Annotated in this window: 14 protein-coding genes and 1 riboswitch; of the genes, 9 read left to right on the top strand and 5 right to left on the bottom strand. The window is 45.1% G+C overall.

The annotated features are described in order from the left end of the window. The first annotated feature begins 3 nt into the window (after positions 1 to 3). Positions 4 to 103: riboswitch (TPP riboswitch) on the top strand. Between the two features lie 56 nt (positions 104 to 159). Continuing rightward, positions 160 to 726: an energy-coupled thiamine transporter ThiT gene (thiT, locus tag I579_RS03470; protein WP_010754988.1), complete on the top strand. Its 567-nt coding sequence runs from the start codon at positions 160 to 162 to the stop codon at positions 724 to 726. A gap of 41 nt (positions 727 to 767) precedes the next feature. Here the strand turns inward: thiT and I579_RS03465 are convergent, their stop codons facing one another. Then, positions 768 to 1,541: a hypothetical protein gene (locus tag I579_RS03465; RefSeq protein WP_010754987.1), complete on the bottom strand. Its 774-nt coding sequence runs from the start codon at positions 1,539 to 1,541 to the stop codon at positions 768 to 770. A gap of 281 nt (positions 1,542 to 1,822) precedes the next feature. Between I579_RS03465 and I579_RS03460 the strand changes: the two genes are divergently transcribed. The 5 genes from I579_RS03460 to I579_RS03440 all read left to right on the top strand — a co-directional run bounded on the left by I579_RS03460 (position 1,823) and on the right by I579_RS03440 (position 8,366). Next, positions 1,823 to 2,533: a class A sortase gene (locus I579_RS03460; RefSeq protein WP_010754986.1), complete on the top strand. Its 711-nt coding sequence runs from the start codon at positions 1,823 to 1,825 to the stop codon at positions 2,531 to 2,533. Positions 2,534 to 3,073: 540 nt separating this feature from the next. Then, positions 3,074 to 3,541 carry a CtsR family transcriptional regulator gene (locus I579_RS03455; RefSeq protein WP_010754985.1) on the top strand — a complete coding sequence of 156 codons (468 nt, stop codon included), beginning with the start codon at positions 3,074 to 3,076 and terminating at the stop codon, positions 3,539 to 3,541. 5 nt (positions 3,542 to 3,546) lie between these two features. Beyond that, positions 3,547 to 6,033 (top strand): ATP-dependent Clp protease ATP-binding subunit, encoded by a 2,487-nt coding sequence (locus tag I579_RS03450; RefSeq protein WP_010754984.1) that lies wholly within the window; start codon positions 3,547 to 3,549, stop codon positions 6,031 to 6,033. Between the two features lie 146 nt (positions 6,034 to 6,179). Next, positions 6,180 to 7,100 carry a peptidase U32 family protein gene (locus I579_RS03445; RefSeq protein ID WP_010754983.1) on the top strand — a complete coding sequence of 307 codons (921 nt, stop codon included), beginning with the start codon at positions 6,180 to 6,182 and terminating at the stop codon, positions 7,098 to 7,100. 15 nt (positions 7,101 to 7,115) lie between these two features. After that, positions 7,116 to 8,366 (top strand): peptidase U32 family protein, encoded by a 1,251-nt coding sequence (locus I579_RS03440; RefSeq protein ID WP_010754982.1) that lies wholly within the window; start codon positions 7,116 to 7,118, stop codon positions 8,364 to 8,366. Positions 8,367 to 8,500: 134 nt separating this feature from the next. On the opposite strand, the gene I579_RS03435 is transcribed toward I579_RS03440, so the two are convergent. The 4 genes from I579_RS03435 to I579_RS03420 form a co-directional block, all read right to left on the bottom strand. Beyond that, on the bottom strand, positions 8,501 to 9,487 hold the full coding sequence (locus I579_RS03435; protein WP_010754981.1) for a polyprenyl synthetase family protein: 987 nt from the start codon (positions 9,485 to 9,487) through the stop codon (positions 8,501 to 8,503). 12 nt (positions 9,488 to 9,499) lie between these two features. Next, positions 9,500 to 10,057: a Gx transporter family protein gene (locus I579_RS03430; protein WP_010754980.1), complete on the bottom strand. Its 558-nt coding sequence runs from the start codon at positions 10,055 to 10,057 to the stop codon at positions 9,500 to 9,502. A 12-nt stretch (positions 10,058 to 10,069) separates the two neighbouring features. Then, the gene (locus I579_RS03425; protein ID WP_010754979.1) at positions 10,070 to 10,492 is read right to left on the bottom strand and encodes a NusG domain II-containing protein; all 423 of its coding nucleotides are present in this window, start codon (positions 10,490 to 10,492) and stop codon (positions 10,070 to 10,072) included. Between the two features lie 169 nt (positions 10,493 to 10,661). Continuing rightward, on the bottom strand, positions 10,662 to 12,674 hold the full coding sequence (locus I579_RS03420; RefSeq protein ID WP_010754978.1) for an NAD(P)/FAD-dependent oxidoreductase: 2,013 nt from the start codon (positions 12,672 to 12,674) through the stop codon (positions 10,662 to 10,664). A gap of 710 nt (positions 12,675 to 13,384) precedes the next feature. Between I579_RS03420 and pplA the strand changes: the two genes are divergently transcribed. The 3 genes from pplA (at position 13,385) to menA (ending at position 16,500) form a co-directional block, all read left to right on the top strand. Further along, positions 13,385 to 14,329 (top strand): extracellular electron transfer flavoprotein PplA, encoded by a 945-nt coding sequence (gene pplA / locus I579_RS03415; protein WP_010754977.1) that lies wholly within the window; start codon positions 13,385 to 13,387, stop codon positions 14,327 to 14,329. A gap of 126 nt (positions 14,330 to 14,455) precedes the next feature. Then, on the top strand, positions 14,456 to 15,532 hold the full coding sequence (locus I579_RS03410) for an FAD:protein FMN transferase (RefSeq protein ID WP_010754976.1): 1,077 nt from the start codon (positions 14,456 to 14,458) through the stop codon (positions 15,530 to 15,532). A gap of 11 nt (positions 15,533 to 15,543) precedes the next feature. Next, positions 15,544 to 16,500, top strand: coding sequence for a 1,4-dihydroxy-2-naphthoate polyprenyltransferase (gene menA / locus I579_RS03405; protein WP_010754975.1), 957 nt, complete (start codon positions 15,544 to 15,546; stop codon positions 16,498 to 16,500). The last annotated feature ends 38 nt before the right edge of the window (positions 16,501 to 16,538 follow it).

The raw sequence follows: 16,538 nt of genomic DNA, 5'->3' as shown, positions 1-16,538 counted from the left end.
AATCCGATCACAAAGGGGAGCCATCTGGCTGAGAATGAGTAAACTCTAAACCCTCTGTACCTGTTTCGATCATGCGAACGTAGGAATTGTGACGAGTTAGAAGTAGCGATACTTCTCCTTTGTAGATTGTGATGGTTCTATAAGGAGGAGTATTTTTTTATGAATCGAAATTTACGTGTTTGGGTGGAAGGAACGATTATCGCGGCCATGGCCATGGCCTTGTCCTTTATTCCTTTGGATATCGGCCCGAGTTTGTCGATTTCCTTAGGTCAAATTCCCATCACCGTGTTTGCTTTGCGCCGGGGATGGAAGCCCGGAATTTTTGCGGCGGCGCTGTGGGGGTTGCTGCATTTTCCTGCGGGGAAAGTTTATTATTTAGCGGTGAGCCAAGTCTTGATTGAATACCCGATTGCCTTTGCTTTTGCTGGCTTTGCCGGATTGGCAGCCGTGAAATTACACCAAGCAATGCAAGCCGGGGACGATAAAAAAGCCCGCATGGCGATTGTGCAAGGAACCTTAAGCGGTGCGGGAGCCCGTTACTTCTGGCATTTCGTGGCCGGGGTGATCTTCTGGGGCGCCTATGCTGTTTGGGGCATGTCACCTTTTGTCTATTCATTGGTCACCAATGGCATCAGTGGGTTAGCCACAGCCTTAGTCTCTTTGTTTGTGGCATTACTGATCTATCAGACAAATCCCAAACTGTACCTTCCGAATGAACGGCCATAAAGACGACAAAAAACCCTGCTTTCCTTTGTGAAAGCAGGGTTTTAATTCGAGAAGAAGAGTAAGTCTTTTTCTGTATAATCCAAGCGCCATTGCCGATTGGTTTGATTGTAAATCAAGTGAGCGACTAAATACTCGTCGTCTTGCAAGAGATTGGTCTTGCGCAAGCCTGCATCGGCTACCAGATAGATGGGGATGCTGAGTTGACCATTTTCATTGGTGGCAGTTTCGAAGGAGAAAATAATTCCTTCTTGGAAGATGCCTTTCATTTCCTGTAATAAGGAAACTTTCAGTTTGTCCACCGGTGCCGACTTACGGAAGAAGGACTTACGGTCGTTGATCTTTTCTAGCACCATGTAGGTCAATTTATCGGCTAAAATCCGATAGTATTCGTCTAAGTAACGATAGTAAACCCGGGAAAGGTCATCTTGTAAATCAAAATAGACAAAGTTATTTTGCAATTTATAGAAGAACGGTGAGTGGAGTTGCGTCTTCATGTGACCAAAATACAACAGCTCTGAAATCTCTAAGGGAGTCAGTTCTTTTAGCATTGCCGGATCGGTAAAGTCGATCCATTTGACCGTTTCCGTGATTCGGTGGCGGGCCAGTGCTTCAAAGTATTGCTTAACCGCTTCTTCCCCTTTTAAAATCTTCATACCTGTGTGGGACTCGTATTCCCCATAGTCACTGGAAGGATCCAAGAGCAAGAGGTTCTTCGGTTGGTGCACGATTCCTTGATAGAAAGAAACAGGGTTAATCCCCCGGGACAAAACGGCGTTACTGGTGGTATCAATATGTACATAGACCATTTTTGGCATCCCGCTAAACCTCCCATTTTCTCATACTACTATCATACAATAAACTTGACCCTGAAGTTGTTTCGTTTCCTTTAAAATTGTATTACAGAAAAACGTTGCCATTGCAATATGGAGCGCAGATTTATGAAATAAAATGAAATTTTCAAGTTATTGTAGCAACGATTTTCAGTTTTTACAAGTATTCTTCTAGCAAAATTTTTCATAAATCTTGGCCGCTTTTTCCGATGCTTTTCTAAATATGGTAAACTATACCTAAGAGAAGGAAAGAGGAGCGCATTTCTATGAAAAAACGTCGCATTCGCCGCTATGTGGGCAATCTTTTATTAGTGCTACTATTCGTCCTTGGCTTGGCCTTGGTTTTTAATAATCAAATAAAAAATGTTGTGATGAAACACAATACCGAGCGCTATGCGGTGAACAAAGCCACGGCGGAAACCATCCAGGAAAATCAGCAGAAGGAAGAAACTTTTGATTTTGATGCGGTGGAATCCGCCAGTGCGCAAGCGGTGTTTCAAGCGCAATTGAATAATCGCCAACTACCCTTGGTGGGTGGGGTCGCGTTGCCAGCAGTGGCGATAAACTTGCCGATTTTTAAAGGCTTGTCCAATGAAGCCTTGCTTTGGGGGGCTGGGACTATGTGGCCCGACCAGGTAATGGGGGAAGGAAATTATTCCTTGGCCAGTCACCGGGGAGCGGACCCAGGGTATCTTTTTGAGGCTCTGGATCAAACCCAAGTGGGAGATCCGATTTATTTAACGGATTTGACGAATATCTATGTGTATCAGGCTACTTTAAATATTACGGTGGATCCTACAGAGACTCAGTATATCGATCCCGTGCCAGACAAGCAGTTGGTCACGTTGATTACTTGTAATGAGCTAGGGGGAAGTAAGCGAGTCGTCGTGCAAGGAGAATTAACCGCGGTTACTCCTGTGAATGAAGCTAGCGACGCAGAACTAGCCGCTTTCAATCTAGAACAAAAGACGTACTGAAAAAAGCAACTGGATCATTTGGGAAAAAATACTAAAAATGGCTGAGATATAAGTCATTTCTAAGTGATAAATAGCATACGTTTGACCAAAATAAAAAAACATACGGATGAGAAAAATTTGTATCAGAGTCCGAAGAGAGAACAGTACCATACGTGTAAAGAGTGTGGCTACGCTCCTTGCAGTCACCTAGTACAGTTGAACTAAGCAAAAATCGCTAAGTTCAACTAGCAATTACGCTGACTTGGCTTGATGAAATCAAGGTTAGTCAGCGTTTGAAATTTTTAGCAATGAAAAGAAGGCTATCTTCCAATGATTTTTAATGGAAGATAGCCTTCTTTTGCTTGCGTCTCACGTTTGGTATTGTTCAGTCGTAGGAGGGAGACACAACTATTGTCACAGCCTTTTTTCATTTTCCAAGAATCGTCTGTGGTTTTGCACGTAATTTTTGTTAGGGAAAGTTTTAGAAAAGGTCGTCCTTCTTTCCCAATCGGAAAACTTTCGGTATAATTAAGGTCAGTATTAGTCAAGGGAGGGCTGGCCGTGAGTAATCATAATACTTCTGATATTATTGAAGCGTACTTGAAGAAAATATTGGAAGACAGTGAGATAATTGAGATTAGAAGAACGGAAATGGCTGAGCAGTTTCAGTGTGTCCCTTCGCAAATCAATTATGTCATTAATACCCGTTTTACCATTCAACGGGGTTATGTAGTAGAGAGCAAACGAGGTGGCGGAGGCTACATTCGGATTGAGAAGATCAAGATTTCGGATAAACACCGCTTTTTAGAACAAGTGAACGAGCTGTTTGACGAGCGCTTGTCAGAAAAAGACGCCTTGGGTATCATCCAAAAGCTTTACGAAGAACAGATCGTAACGAAAAAAGAGGGCAATCTCTTATTGGCAACCTTAGCGAAAAATACGCTACGAGGCTTTGCGGAAGAAGAGCAGATCCGTGCTACCTTGCTCCACGCCATTTTAGAGCGCCTGAGCTATGAAGATAGGAAGTGACAGCCATGAATGAATTATTTACAGAGCGGGCAAAAGCCGTCTTGGCCATCGCCCAAGAGGAAGCGAAAACTTTTAAACACCAAGCAGTAGGTTCCGAACACTTGCTTTTAGCCTTGGTTATCGAACAAAACGGCATTGCCGGCAAAACCTTGCGGGAGATGAATGTCACCGAAAATGAAGTGCGGGAAGAAATCGAGCATTTGACAGGCTACGGGATGATTAAGAGTTATCCGGCGGGCGTTTATTTGCCTTACTCACCTCGAGCAAAGAAAATCTTTGCTTATGCGGGCGATGAAGCCAAACGCTTAAACGCGCCTCAAATCGGCACGGAGCACTTGCTTTTAGGTTTATTGCGGGACGATGAAATCCTCGCATCACGGATTATGACCAATTTAGGCTTAAGTTTGGCGAAAATGCGCCAATTAGTGAAAAAGAAAATGGGCGTCAACGAGCAAAAAGGTGCTGGCTTAGGTCGGCGTCGCCAAGGACAACAAGCGCCAAAATCTGGTACCCAACAAGGAACCCCAACGTTGGATAATTTGGCTCGGGACTTGACCAAATTGGCCCGGGAAAATCGCTTGGATCCTGTAGTCGGGCGGAGTAAAGAAGTCAAACGCTTGATTCAGATTTTAAGTCGGCGGACCAAGAACAATCCAGTCTTAGTCGGGGAACCCGGTGTGGGGAAAACGGCGATTGCGGAAGGTTTGGCCCAACGGATTATCCAAGGGGAAGTACCTGAGGATATGTTGGACAAGCGTTTGATGATGTTGGACATGGGGGCTTTAGTGGCCGGTACGAAATACCGGGGGGAATTCGAAGACCGCATGAAGAAAGTCATCGATGAAATCTATCACGATGGCCAAGTAATCCTCTTCATCGACGAGTTGCACACATTAATCGGTGCCGGGGGAGCAGAAGGCGCCATCGATGCTTCCAATATTCTAAAACCGGCTTTGGCCCGGGGAGAATTGCAAACCATCGGGGCTACCACATTAGATGAGTACCAAAAATATATCGAAAAAGATTCCGCTTTGGAACGGCGCTTTGCCCGGGTCCAAGTGGATGAACCCACCCCGGAAGAAGCCTTAGAAATCTTACAAGGCTTGCGTCCTCGTTATGAAGACCATCACGGGGTAGAGATTTCTGATGATGCTTTGAAAGCGGCGGTACAACTTTCCGTGCGCTATATCAACTCACGGCAACTGCCGGATAAGGCCATTGATTTAATGGACGAATCGGCGGCCAAAGTTCGTCTGGATAAAACTGATGAACCATCCGAAATCGCCGAATTGCGAGAGTCCATTACCAATCTGATGCATGAAAAAGAAGCGGCAATTCAAGATCAAGATTTTGAAATGGCGGCTCGCTTGCGTCAAAAAGAAAAACAATTAAGCCAACAATTGGCGGAACTATCCTTTACGGAAGCCAAAGAAGCCACAGGATTTGCAGATCAAGTGACGGCAGAAGATGTGGCTACGGTAGTTTCCCAGTGGACCGGCGTGCCTTTGCAACAAATGGAGAAAAAAGAAAGCGAACGGCTTTTGGAATTGGAAAGCATCTTGCATCAACGAGTAGTTGGCCAAGATGAAGCAGTCCAAGCCGTGGCCCGGGCAATTCGCCGGGCGCGCAGTGGTTTGAAAGATCCAGACCGGCCGATTGGTTCCTTCATGTTCTTAGGCCCAACCGGTGTCGGGAAAACCGAATTGGCGAAAACTCTAGCAGAAGCCATGTTTGGTTCCGAGGATTCCTTGGTGCGGGTGGACATGTCTGAGTTTATGGAAAAATACAGCACCAGTCGTTTGATTGGTTCGCCTCCTGGCTATGTAGGCTACGACGAAGGAGGTCAATTGACGGAGAAAATCCGCTCGAAACCTTACGCGGTCATCTTATTAGATGAAGTGGAAAAGGCCCATCCAGATGTCTTTAATATCCTTTTACAAGTCCTAGATGATGGGTATTTAACGGACTCGAAAGGCCGTAAAGTCGACTTCCGCAACACGATTTTGATCATGACTTCGAATATCGGGGCGACGCAGATTCGGGAAGAAAAGAATGTTGGTTTCAATGCCACGGACGTTACCCGGGATCACCGGAAAATGCAAAAACGCATTTTGGAAGAATTGAAGAAAGCCTTCCGTCCAGAGTTCTTGAACCGGATCGATGAAACCGTGGTCTTCCGTTCCTTGGATGAAGGAGAAATTCACCAAATCGTGAAGATCATGAGCAAAGCCATTATCAAACGCTTGGCTGAGCAAGATATTCGCTTGAAGATCACTCCGGCGGCTATCGATGTAATCGGCAAAGCCGGCTTCGATCCTGAATACGGAGCACGGCCGATTCGGCGGGCGTTGCAAAAAGAAGTGGAAGACCGCTTAAGTGAAGCACTGCTTTCTGGTCAGATTCATCTGGGAGATCAGGTGACGATTGGTGCTAAGAAAGGCAAGATTACCTTAACGGTGAAAGAAGAAGTCAAACCATTACAAAAGGTTTAAAAAGTCAGTCTCGCTGGTGACAGCGAGACTTTTTTTATGCTATTTTGCCAATGGTTCCAACTTTGAATTGCGTGTTTCCTGTGTTACGATAGGAAAGTTGAAATTCGACTTGCGAAAAAAGCAAGTTTTTGATAAGGAGTGAAGACATGATCGAGATCGTTGTCACTTGTGAAAGTATTCCCCAGGCGGAGGCCTTATTGGATAGTGGAGCGGATAGTTTGGTCTTTGGAGAAGCCACGTTTGGCTTGCGCTTGCCGGCCGATTTTTCTCGGGAAGAACAAACCAAACTAACGCAGCTGATTCATCAAAAAGGGAAAAAAGCGATTGTGGCCGTGAACGGCATCATGCATCCGGAAAAGATGAAATTAATTCCGGAATATTTGCGATTTCTAAAAGAAATCAATGTGGACCAAATCTTAGTGGGGGATCCAGGGATCATCCAAGTGATGAAGCAAAAGGAATTGGCCTTACCCTTCATCTACGCAGCGGAAACCTTGGTGACCAATGCCCGGCAAATTAACTTCTGGGGGAAAAAAGGTGCCACGGGAGCTGTTTTAGCCCGGGAAGTTCCTTTTGAAGAGATGGCAGTTATGGAACCGGCTTTAGAAATTCCCGTGGAAGTCCAAGTTTATGGGGCTACCTGCATCCATCAGTCCAAACGTCCCTTGTTGGAAAACTATTATCGCTACACCCGCCAAGAAGAGGGAGTCGCAAAGGAACGAGGCTTGTTTTTATCGGATCCCCAAGATGAAAACACTCATTACTCGATTTTTGAAGACGACCACGGCACCCATATTTTTGCCACCAATGACTTGTCACTGGTAAAAGAGCTGGGAGAATTGGCCCAAGCCGGCTTTACCACATGGAAATTAGATGGCATCTTTACCCCGGGAGCGGATTTTGTGGCGATTACCGCCTTGATCTATCAGGCGAAAGTTGCGATTGAAGCCGGGGAATGGACAGAAGCCTTAGCCCAAGAACTAGCCGAAGCAGTCGTTAGCCATCATCCTAAGGGCCGAGGTTTAGATACCGGTTTTTATTACGTCAATCCGAAGAAGATCAGATAAGGAGTCTTTTGAAGCATGGAAACACATACAGCATTGAAGCGTCCGGAAGTCTTAGCTCCTGCCGGTACGCTGGAAAAATTAAAAACAGCCATTCATTACGGGGCAGATGCCGTTTATATCGGGGGCAATGCCTATGGTCTGCGCAGTCGGGCGGGAAACTTTAGTCTGGAAGAAATGGCAGAAGGAGTGGCTTACGCTAAAGCCCATAACGCTAAGGTTTATGTAGCGGCCAATATGGTCACTCACGAAGGCAATCAAGAAGGAGCGGGAGAATTCTTCCGGCAAATCCGGGATGTGGGCATCTCTGCGGTGATCGTCTCTGACCCCGCTTTGATTGAAATCTGCATCACCGAAGCGCCGGGACTACCGGTACACCTTTCCACCCAGGCTTCAGCTACGAACTATGAAACATTGGAATTTTGGAAAGAAGAAGGCTTGGAACGGGTGGTTTTGGCTCGAGAAGTCTCCATGGAAGAAGTGGCGGAAATTCGCAAGCACACGGATATCCAGATTGAAGCCTTTGTCCATGGAGCCATGTGTATCTCGTATTCCGGGCGCTGCGTCTTGTCCAACCACATGTCCATGCGAGATGCCAATCGTGGAGGCTGTTCTCAGTCTTGTCGCTGGAAGTACGATCTTTTTGATATGCCTTTTGGTACGGAAGCCCATGAAAGCTTGACTGCAAAAGGCCAAGTCACAGAGCCATTCTCCATGAGTGCCGTGGATATGTCCATGATCGAACACATCCCTGACTTGATTCAAAACGGTGTGGACAGCCTGAAAATCGAAGGTCGCATGAAATCCATTCACTATGTCTCTACGGTGTCTAACGTCTACAAAGCCGCGGTGGACAGCTACATGGCAGACCCTGAACACTATCAGGTGAAAGAAGAGTGGATCGACGAGCTGTGGAAAGTCGCACAGCGGGAATTGTCCACGGGTTTTTATTACCACACACCGACCGATCAAGAACAACTCTTCGGCCCACGACGAAAAATCCCTCAATACACCTTTATCGGGGAAGTCATGGCCTATGATGATGCCACGAAAATCGCGACAGTACGGCAACGGAATCACTTTTCCGTGGGGGATGAAATCGAGTTTTACGGTCCCGGTTTCCAACACTTTACCCAAAGTGTGACAGAGATGAAAAATGATGAAGGTGAGTCTATCGATCGGGCGCCAAACCCTATGATGATTCTGACCATGCCAGTGGTCCAACCAGTTTCTGTGGGGGATATGATTCGGAAGAAGAAAGAAGCGTAAAGTTAGTTTTATAGAGTGACAGTGAGCGGCGAGTTCCTTTTCAGGATTCATCGCTCATTTTTTTATAATAAAAAACCTCCAACCAAGTAAGGAATCTTGGTTGGAGGTTTGTGAAATTTCACATAATAGTGGTTTTAATTTGTTCGCTGTAAGATCTGATTCGTCAATCTCCACAGTAATTCCCGGGTGTTTTGTTCGTCGTCAGGAAGCTTGCGGATGGCTTTCAGGGCTTTTTGCGTGTAGCGGCTTGCCTCTTTTTGAGCCTTCGTTACGCCACCGTATTCTTGCACCAATTGGTAGACGGTTTGAGTATCTTCATCAGTCATGGCTGCCTTTTTATCCAAGTAAGGGGCAAAGGCGCTGGCGTTTTGCTCCATGGCTAATAAGAGCGGGAGGGAGTACACGCCTTGGCGTACGTCCTCTAAAACTGGCTTACCAATCTGGCTTTCCGGTTGGGAGTAATCCAAGATGTCGTCGATAATTTGGAAGGCGATGCCGATGTTTAGGCCGATTTCGCCACATTGTTTGGCAAATTTTTCACTAGTGCCGCTTTCCAAGGCCCCCACGGTACAGCTCAAAGCGAAGAGCTCAGCGGTTTTGCCGGAGATATTGTCCAAGTATTCCGCTACGGTCATCTGTTGATCGTAACGGCGATCCATTTGGCCTAATTCCCCGTTCAGGATTTTTTCCATGCTGCGAGAGTTTAGCTGCAAACTGTGGAGCGAGCCAGCGTAATCGGCTAGTAGCTTGAAACAGCAGACAAAGAGATAGTCCCCGGCATAGACGGCCACGTCGTTTCCGAAGCTAGCGGCTACTGTGGGTAAGTTCCGGCGAGTGTCCGCTTTGTCCACGATGTCGTCATGGATCAAGGTCGCCGTGTGGAGCATCTCGATGGAAGCGGCCAGGGCGATGGCTTTTTGTCGGTCTTGTTCGGGACCAAAGCGGGAAAAAAGCAATTGATAAGCGGGGCGTAACAGTTTGCCTCCAGCGTGAATCATCTCTAAGACGGCCTTTTCCACGGGTTTATTTTTTAATTTGACGGTCTGCTCCATCAATGCCAAGGTCTCGGTGAGTTCGCTTTGCAAAGTGGGGTATTCTTGCCAAAGAGGATGAAGTTTCATGTGTGTACTCCTTTATTTCAAATGCCAGTGCTCTTTTGAGGAATGACGTTCATAGTCCAATTGGAATTTTTCTAAGGTGGTCACCCGGACGAGTAAGAAATTCGCCGCGATACCGATGGCAATGCCGGAAAGAATTCCTAAAAAGGATAAAATCGGCAAGTAGAGTAATACTTGCCAAGAACCAGCGATAACCGAAGCGGTGACTAGCTGGCCTACATTGTGGAGAAAGCCCCCGGTGGCACTGATACCGATGATGCTGACTCGCTTGGGACCCAGTTGCTTCACTATAAGCATACCAAAATAGCTGAGCATTGCGCCACTCATACTGTATAGAAAAGTGGAAGTCGTGCCACCTAAGAGGGTGGTCAAGATCAGGCGCAACCAAACCAATAGAAAACTATCTTTTTTCGGCATGGTGAAGAGGGCGATGATGGTGATCAGATTGGACAGGCCCAGCTTAGCGCCTGGTGCGAAGGCAAAAGGATAGGGAATCATATTCTCCAAAAGGCCGATTATGACGCCTTGAGCCACTAAGAGGGAGATAAAGATTAGCCGACGATTTTTATTCATAGGAAAACGGGCTTAGTAGATCAGCCCGTCATCGCCACCTCCTGTTCCATCTTGAATTTCTATGACGAGTTTATGAGGGAGACAAACGATGGTATCGCCGTCCTTTTCCGCCCAGCCTCGGCGAACACAGACCTGATCGCCACAGTCGGCCTCGGTAATGCGAACCTTATCACCGGCGATTTCGATGACATTGTAGTCCCCGTCTTCATTTTCGTAGCGATAGGTGTAACTCTTTTTGCCCTCCACTAAAGAAAAACGTTTGACTTCATCGCCATTAATGCGTAAAACCGCGATTTTACTTTCAGTGGTAGCCGGACTTTGCCGCGTGATCCCAAAGATGACCAAAGGCAGAAAGGACAACAGGCAAAGCAAGAGGATGATGGGGATATCCCATGGTCGTAAGCGACTATTTTTGACAAACTCTTTGAATTTCATGACCGTTCCTTTCATTTTGATCCCTTGTGAGGGAGCATTTTTGCATATTTTAGCACAAAACCGGGGAAAAAGCGGGTTTAGGGGTGTGGCAGTTTGCCAGCCGACTATCTCCCTAAAAATTTCCCCAAAAAGAAAATCCTAGGCTTGTGGCCTAGGATTTGTCGTTTGATTAGGCGTTTTTGTCGCCGTAGATTGATTTCGGTTTCCCGTACCACCAATTGCCTAGTTTCTTTTGAATCCAAGGAATAACCCAGCGATCCAAACCGACAGCACGACCGGAGCCGTTCATCAAGGCAAAGGCTACAGGGATGAACCAGATGTTAACCCAGAAGAACATCCCGGAAAGACAGAACATGACCACGAGAATGATCGTAGTTCCACTCATCAACCAAGTGAACAAACCAGCCATCAAGCAAAGGGCAATTCCGATTTCCACGAAGACCATGAATTTCTGGAAGAACATCGCCACGTCCATGTTTGGCATGAAGACTTTCATGATGCTAGAGAACCAGTCAGGCGCTTTATCCAAGACAGCCATTGGTTCTTCACCGTAAGCATAGCTCAAACCGAAGTGCGCTGCTTGAGCTGCGGCTTCTCCGGCACCATTTGTTGCGGCTTCCCCAGCACCAGAAGCGGCAGAAGCCACATCGGAAGTAGAAGCGACAGTCGAAGCAACAGTGGCAGAAGCACCACCCACGGCATCGGCAGCAGAAGAACCGGTAGAAGCAGTGGCACTCGCTGCATAATCCCAAGTCCATGGGAAGACAGAGTTACCAGTGAACCAAGAGCCTTCACCAAACCAAGTGCTTGGTTTCAAGACTTCGCCGTTACCAACGATTTTCTTGAAGGCTTCCACGAACCAAACTAAACCGTAGAAGATTCGTAGTGGCACGCTCCATAAGACGTTGCCATAGCGAGAGGAATGTCCCCGAGCCACGTTGCGGTCGTCTTTAATGTGGAAGAATTCGTGCATGATGTATTGGAACATATAATAACCAGAACGAATATCAAAGAAGTATTTCAAGTTGACAATGTGTTTCATGATCATGGCCATGAAGCCACTCAAGTGAATCTTGCCAAAGAGTTCAGCAACGCCCCACTTGGAACCGATGGAAACCATGAACCCTTGGTAGTTACTCTTGAATTTGTGTTTTTGGCCGTCGCCTTTAATAGCGGAGACCACGTTAGCCGCAGCACAGTGAGCAGTTTGTTCCGCTGCTTGCACGATTTGTGGCGTTGGTTTGTTAGGTTCTTCTTCGTAATAAGATTGGTCACCAATGATGTAGATGTTTTTATCTTCATATCCTTTGGCTTCCATGTATTCGTTGGCTACCAAACGTTGCCCCCGAGCACTTTCCAAACCAAAGTCTGCAGCATCACTAGTTGCTCGTACACCAGCGGACCAGATTAAGGTGTAGGTGTTAATAGTACTACCGTCTTTTAAGCTGATGTGATCTTCAGCTACTTCGGTGATCGGTGAGTTCAAGACCAATTCGACGTTTTTCTTTTCCAAATAGCGAACTGCTTTGTCAGCATCGTTACGGCTTAGCATGTTTAAAATCGTTGGCATTGCTTCCACGACTTTAAGGCTGAATTCGTCAGGATCGATTTTATTGTCTTTGGCTAAGCGTTCTTTCCACTCTACCAATTCCCCAATCATTTCGATACCAGTAAAGCCGGCGCCACAAACGACGAAAGTTAGCATTGCTTTACGAACTTCGGCATCTGGTTCTAAAGCAGCTTTTGCAACGGTGTCTTCAATGTGTTCCCGAATGCGTAAAGCATCTTCAAAGGACCAAATGGTGAAGCCGTGTTCTTTAACCCCAGGAGTACCGAAGTCATTTGGTTCGCCACCCATACCTAATAGTAAGTAATCAAAGGAATACGTACCAGTTTTGGTTTGAATAGTTTTCTTTTCTTTATCGATGCCGGTAACAGTGTCGGTTACCAGTTGGACGTTTTTATTGCGACCAAACAGATGTTGCAAATCGTATTGGATTGCTGTAGGTTCTACTCGGTGTCCTGCCACTTCATGCAATTCTGTCATCATCGTATGATAAGAATGACGGTCAATTAAAGTAATCTTGACATCGTGATCCTTTTTCAATTTCTTTGACATATACTTGGTAGCAGCCACTCCGGCATAACCAGCCCCGACAACGACGATGTTCTTGGTTGTCATTGTAAATCGCTCCTTAATAATAAAAAATATGGTTTGCTAATGATTACACAATCTTTATCATTATATAGATGTTTATAGCATTTGTCTAATAGTTCGACTATTTAGTGGCCACTTTTTTTAAGTTGTTTTAATTCGAAGGGTAGACCAATTTTTATGAGTGAGAAGGTGTTAAATCACGGTTTTGTTGAGAATAGTCTGACGATTGAATTGGTTGCTTTGTTATTTATAAATGAGTTTGTGAATTAATGGCGCACTTTTTATCCTTGATTTTATGAGATGAAAATGAGGGGATTATTTTTTTCGTAAGCAAATACCAAAAATGAAAACTTGTCTAGTAAAAAGAAAAGCTTGTTAGCAATCAACTAAAAACATCAGGTGGACAAGTGGAGAAGGTTGTTTGAATTTTATTGAGTTATTTAATTTATGCTGAAAGTAAAATCGATTGTGAATAAAAAATCAAATAGTGACATTTTGACAAAGAGAGGAGTACTTATAAAATCCAAGAGTTCCGTCTTTTGTAAAAGGTGGTTATTCTTTTTCAGTGGCTAGAAGCCTTGCTACATATATAGACCATTATCTGAACGGCATTTTTGTTATGGATTTTAGTTGACTTATTTTGAAAAAAAACTACAATGTTAATTGTATCACAGACTTTTTAACAAGCTCTGTCATCGGAAATGAAATTTTTGGAATGAAAAGGGGAAAAAATAATGAAAGCAAAGAAATTTGTTGCAGGCTTTACAGCATTGGCTTTTGCAGCCTTAGTATTGGGTGCATGTAGCTCAGATAACGGTAGTAGCAATTCTTCTGATTCTTCAGCTGCATCATCAGAAGTTGCAAGCTCATCTACAGCGGAATCTTCTACTGCTGAATCCGAAGCAAAAGTTGTTGCTGGGGAAGCAATGCAAGACGGTACCTACAAATTGGAAGAAAAAAATTACTCCAACGGTTACCGCGTAGTCTTCGAAATGACTGTTAAAGACGGTAAAATCACAGAATCTAAATACGACAATGTGAACGAAGAAGGCAAATCTAAAGCTGACGATACAGAATACGAAAAGAACATGAAAGACAAAGCCGGCATCGGACCTAAAGAATACATCGAACAATTCAACAAAGGTTTGGTCGAAACACAAAATCCATCTAGCATGGACGTTGTAACTGGTGCTACTCACTCTTTCGATTCTTTCCAAAACTATGCACAACAATTGATCCAAGCAGCTCAAGCTGGCAACACTGAAACAATCGAAATCGACAATGGTGCTGACTTGAAAGACGGTACTTACACTTTGACTGAAAAGAACGATAAGAACGGCTACCATGTAGACTTCTCTATCACTGTTAAAGACGGTAAGATTACTGAATCTAACTACGACAACAAAAATGCAGACGGCAAATCTAAAGCTGACGATACGGAATATGAAACAAGCATGAAAGACAAAGCCGGCATTGGACCTAAAGAATACATTGCACAATTCAACGAAGGTTTAGTGAAAGCAATGGGCGAAGAAGATGGTTCTCCAGCAAACATCGACGTTGTAACTGGTGCTACTCACAGCTACCATACTTTCATCATCTATGCTGAACAATTGCTTAATGCTGCTGAAAAAGGCGACACAACTCCAATTGTAGTAGACAACTTCGTTACTGAATAAGCAAAAAAAAGTTTTAAAATGAATAAAGGGGATGTTGCGGTCGACGCGACATCCTTTTCTTTTTGTTTGAATCAAGCTATGATACCACTAGCAAAAAGTAGAGTTTAAAGAGAAATGAGGATTAGGATGAAGAAAACGAAGATTTGGTTGGTGGCCTGTACCTTGGTCGCGGTCTTTTTATTGGCGGGCTGTAAACAGGATCAAAAGCCGCAAGCCGAACTGCGGGAAGAACCGTATTATCAAGAGAAATTTTTAATGGGGACGTATGTGCGGATTCGGGTGTATGACGAGGACAAAGAGGACGCTTTGAAACCTGCTTTTGATCGTATTAAAGAATTGGCGGACAAGATTACCATTAACCAAGAAGGCTCCGAGATAGATGCCATCAACGCCCAAGCTGGCGTGAAACCGGTGAAGGTAAGTGAGGATGTTTACTACTTATTGAAGACAGCCTACAAATATAGTGAAGAAACCAACGAAGCTTTTAACATGACCATTGGGGCGGTTACTCAGCTGTGGCGCATCGGTTTTGATGATGCCCGGAAACCGGAACAGTCAGAAATCGACAATGCCTTACAACACATTGACTACAAAAAAGTTGAATTCAACGACAAAGATAAGACAGTTTATCTCCAAGAAAAAGGTATGATCATCGACCTGGGCGCAGTCGCCAAGGGCTATATTGCAGATGAAGCGGTGAAAGTGCTGAAAGACAATGGTGTGACAGCGGCCATCGTGGACCTTGGAGGAAATGTTTTCGTCCTAGGGCACAGTCCTCGAGGCAACGATGAACCTTGGACGATTGGCATTCAAGATCCGAACCAAGCTCGGGGCACCGTGGTGGGAACGATTAAAGAGTCCAATAAAACCGTGGTGACTTCTGGGATTTACGAACGCTATTTGGAAGTCGATGGCAAGAAGTACCATCACTTGTTTGACTCGCGCACCGGTTATCCTTTCGACAATGATATCGCGGGGATTTCCATCGTGACGAATAAATCCATTGACGGAGACGCCCTGTCCACATCGGCCTATGCTATGGGAACAAAAGCGGGGCTGGAGTTTGTGGAAAGTTTAGGGGATGGCACCGAAGCGATTTTTGTCACGAAAGACGACAAAGTTTACCTGACCAAAGGCCTAGAGGATAATTTTGAAATCGGGGCAGATTCCGGCTATACCTTGGGCAACCGGGATGATTTGTAAGGAGGATTTCCATGAGTTTGCGATCTTTTTTTGACCTAGTGGAAATCAAGACGAAAATCGCCAGTTTCTTTCCTTTTGTGATTGGGTGTTTATTTTCACTGACTTATTTTGGTCAGTTTCACTGGCAGTACACCTTGTTATTCTTTGTGGGGATGCTGATTTTTGATATGACCACTACGGCGATTAACAATTACATGGACTATCAAAAAGCCCACTCAAAAACGTATAAATACGAAGAAAATGTTATTGGCAAAGATGGTCTTTCCGTGAATTTGGTTCGTGGGTTAATCCTGGCCATGATTGCGGTAACGGCATTAATTGGCCTGTATCTAAGCTGGCAGACAGGTTGGCTACTGTTGGTTATGGGACTGGCCTGTTGCTTTATCGGGGTCTTTTATACGGCGGGCCCGATTCCTTTGTCCCGGATGCCTCTGGGAGAAGTCTTCAGTGGGTTCACCATGGGGTTAGGAATTTTCGCCATGGTGGTGTACTTAAATACCTTTGACCAAGGAGCATTTTTCTTGAACTTAGATTTAGCTAGCGGGGAGTTTTCCTTAGTGGGCAATCTTTGGCAAGTGGCAGCCCTAGTCTTGGCCTCTTTACCTTTAGTTTTTATGATTGCCAATATCATGCTGGCTAATAACTTGCGGGACTTAGAGACGGATATTGAGAATCATCGCTATACCTTGGTCTACTATATCGGTCGCAAGGCGGGACTGAATCTCTTTTCGGCTTTAGTCTACGGGAGTTACCTGGCGATTTTAGTTGGGTTACTCACGCGGGTCTTTGACTGGCCGATTTTGGTAACCTTTTTGACCTTGCCAAAGCTACGACAAAATCTGGCACAGCACAAAGCAGAATTACCGGCACCACACAGTTTTGTGTATTCTCTAAAAAACATGGTGCTCTTTAATAGCAGCTATGCTGTCGGTTTAGCGGCCACTCTTTTGTGGCAATGGCTACGCTAAAAAAGACGCCTGAGAATTTTAAATTCTCAGGCGTCTTT

The sequence above is a fragment of the Enterococcus asini ATCC 700915 genome, from assembly GCF_000407365.1.
Lineage (GTDB): Bacteria > Bacillota > Bacilli > Lactobacillales > Enterococcaceae > Enterococcus_C > Enterococcus_C asini.
The sequence above is the reverse complement of the archived record's forward strand: the minus strand, read 5'-3'. Positions and strand labels throughout refer to the sequence as shown.

What these genes read in the sequence shown, in the direction of transcription:
- I579_RS03460 (WP_010754986.1), top strand. Translation starts at nt 1,823, where the DNA reads ATGAAAAAACGTCGCATTCGCCGCTATGTGGGCAATCTTTTATTAGTG.
- menA (WP_010754975.1), top strand. Translation starts at nt 15,544, where the DNA reads ATGAGTTTGCGATCTTTTTTTGACCTAGTGGAAATCAAGACGAAAATC.
- pplA (WP_010754977.1), top strand. Translation starts at nt 13,385, where the DNA reads ATGAAAGCAAAGAAATTTGTTGCAGGCTTTACAGCATTGGCTTTTGCA.
- I579_RS03465 (WP_010754987.1), bottom strand. Translation starts at nt 1,541, where the DNA reads ATGCCAAAAATGGTCTATGTACATATTGATACCACCAGTAACGCCGTT.
- thiT (WP_010754988.1), top strand. Translation starts at nt 160, where the DNA reads ATGAATCGAAATTTACGTGTTTGGGTGGAAGGAACGATTATCGCGGCC.
- I579_RS03430 (WP_010754980.1), bottom strand. Translation starts at nt 10,057, where the DNA reads ATGAATAAAAATCGTCGGCTAATCTTTATCTCCCTCTTAGTGGCTCAA.
- I579_RS03450 (WP_010754984.1), top strand. Translation starts at nt 3,547, where the DNA reads ATGAATGAATTATTTACAGAGCGGGCAAAAGCCGTCTTGGCCATCGCC.
- I579_RS03440 (WP_010754982.1), top strand. Translation starts at nt 7,116, where the DNA reads ATGGAAACACATACAGCATTGAAGCGTCCGGAAGTCTTAGCTCCTGCC.
- I579_RS03425 (WP_010754979.1), bottom strand. Translation starts at nt 10,492, where the DNA reads ATGAAATTCAAAGAGTTTGTCAAAAATAGTCGCTTACGACCATGGGAT.
- I579_RS03435 (WP_010754981.1), bottom strand. Translation starts at nt 9,487, where the DNA reads ATGAAACTTCATCCTCTTTGGCAAGAATACCCCACTTTGCAAAGCGAA.
- I579_RS03445 (WP_010754983.1), top strand. Translation starts at nt 6,180, where the DNA reads ATGATCGAGATCGTTGTCACTTGTGAAAGTATTCCCCAGGCGGAGGCC.
- I579_RS03420 (WP_010754978.1), bottom strand. Translation starts at nt 12,674, where the DNA reads ATGACAACCAAGAACATCGTCGTTGTCGGGGCTGGTTATGCCGGAGTG.
- I579_RS03410 (WP_010754976.1), top strand. Translation starts at nt 14,456, where the DNA reads ATGAAGAAAACGAAGATTTGGTTGGTGGCCTGTACCTTGGTCGCGGTC.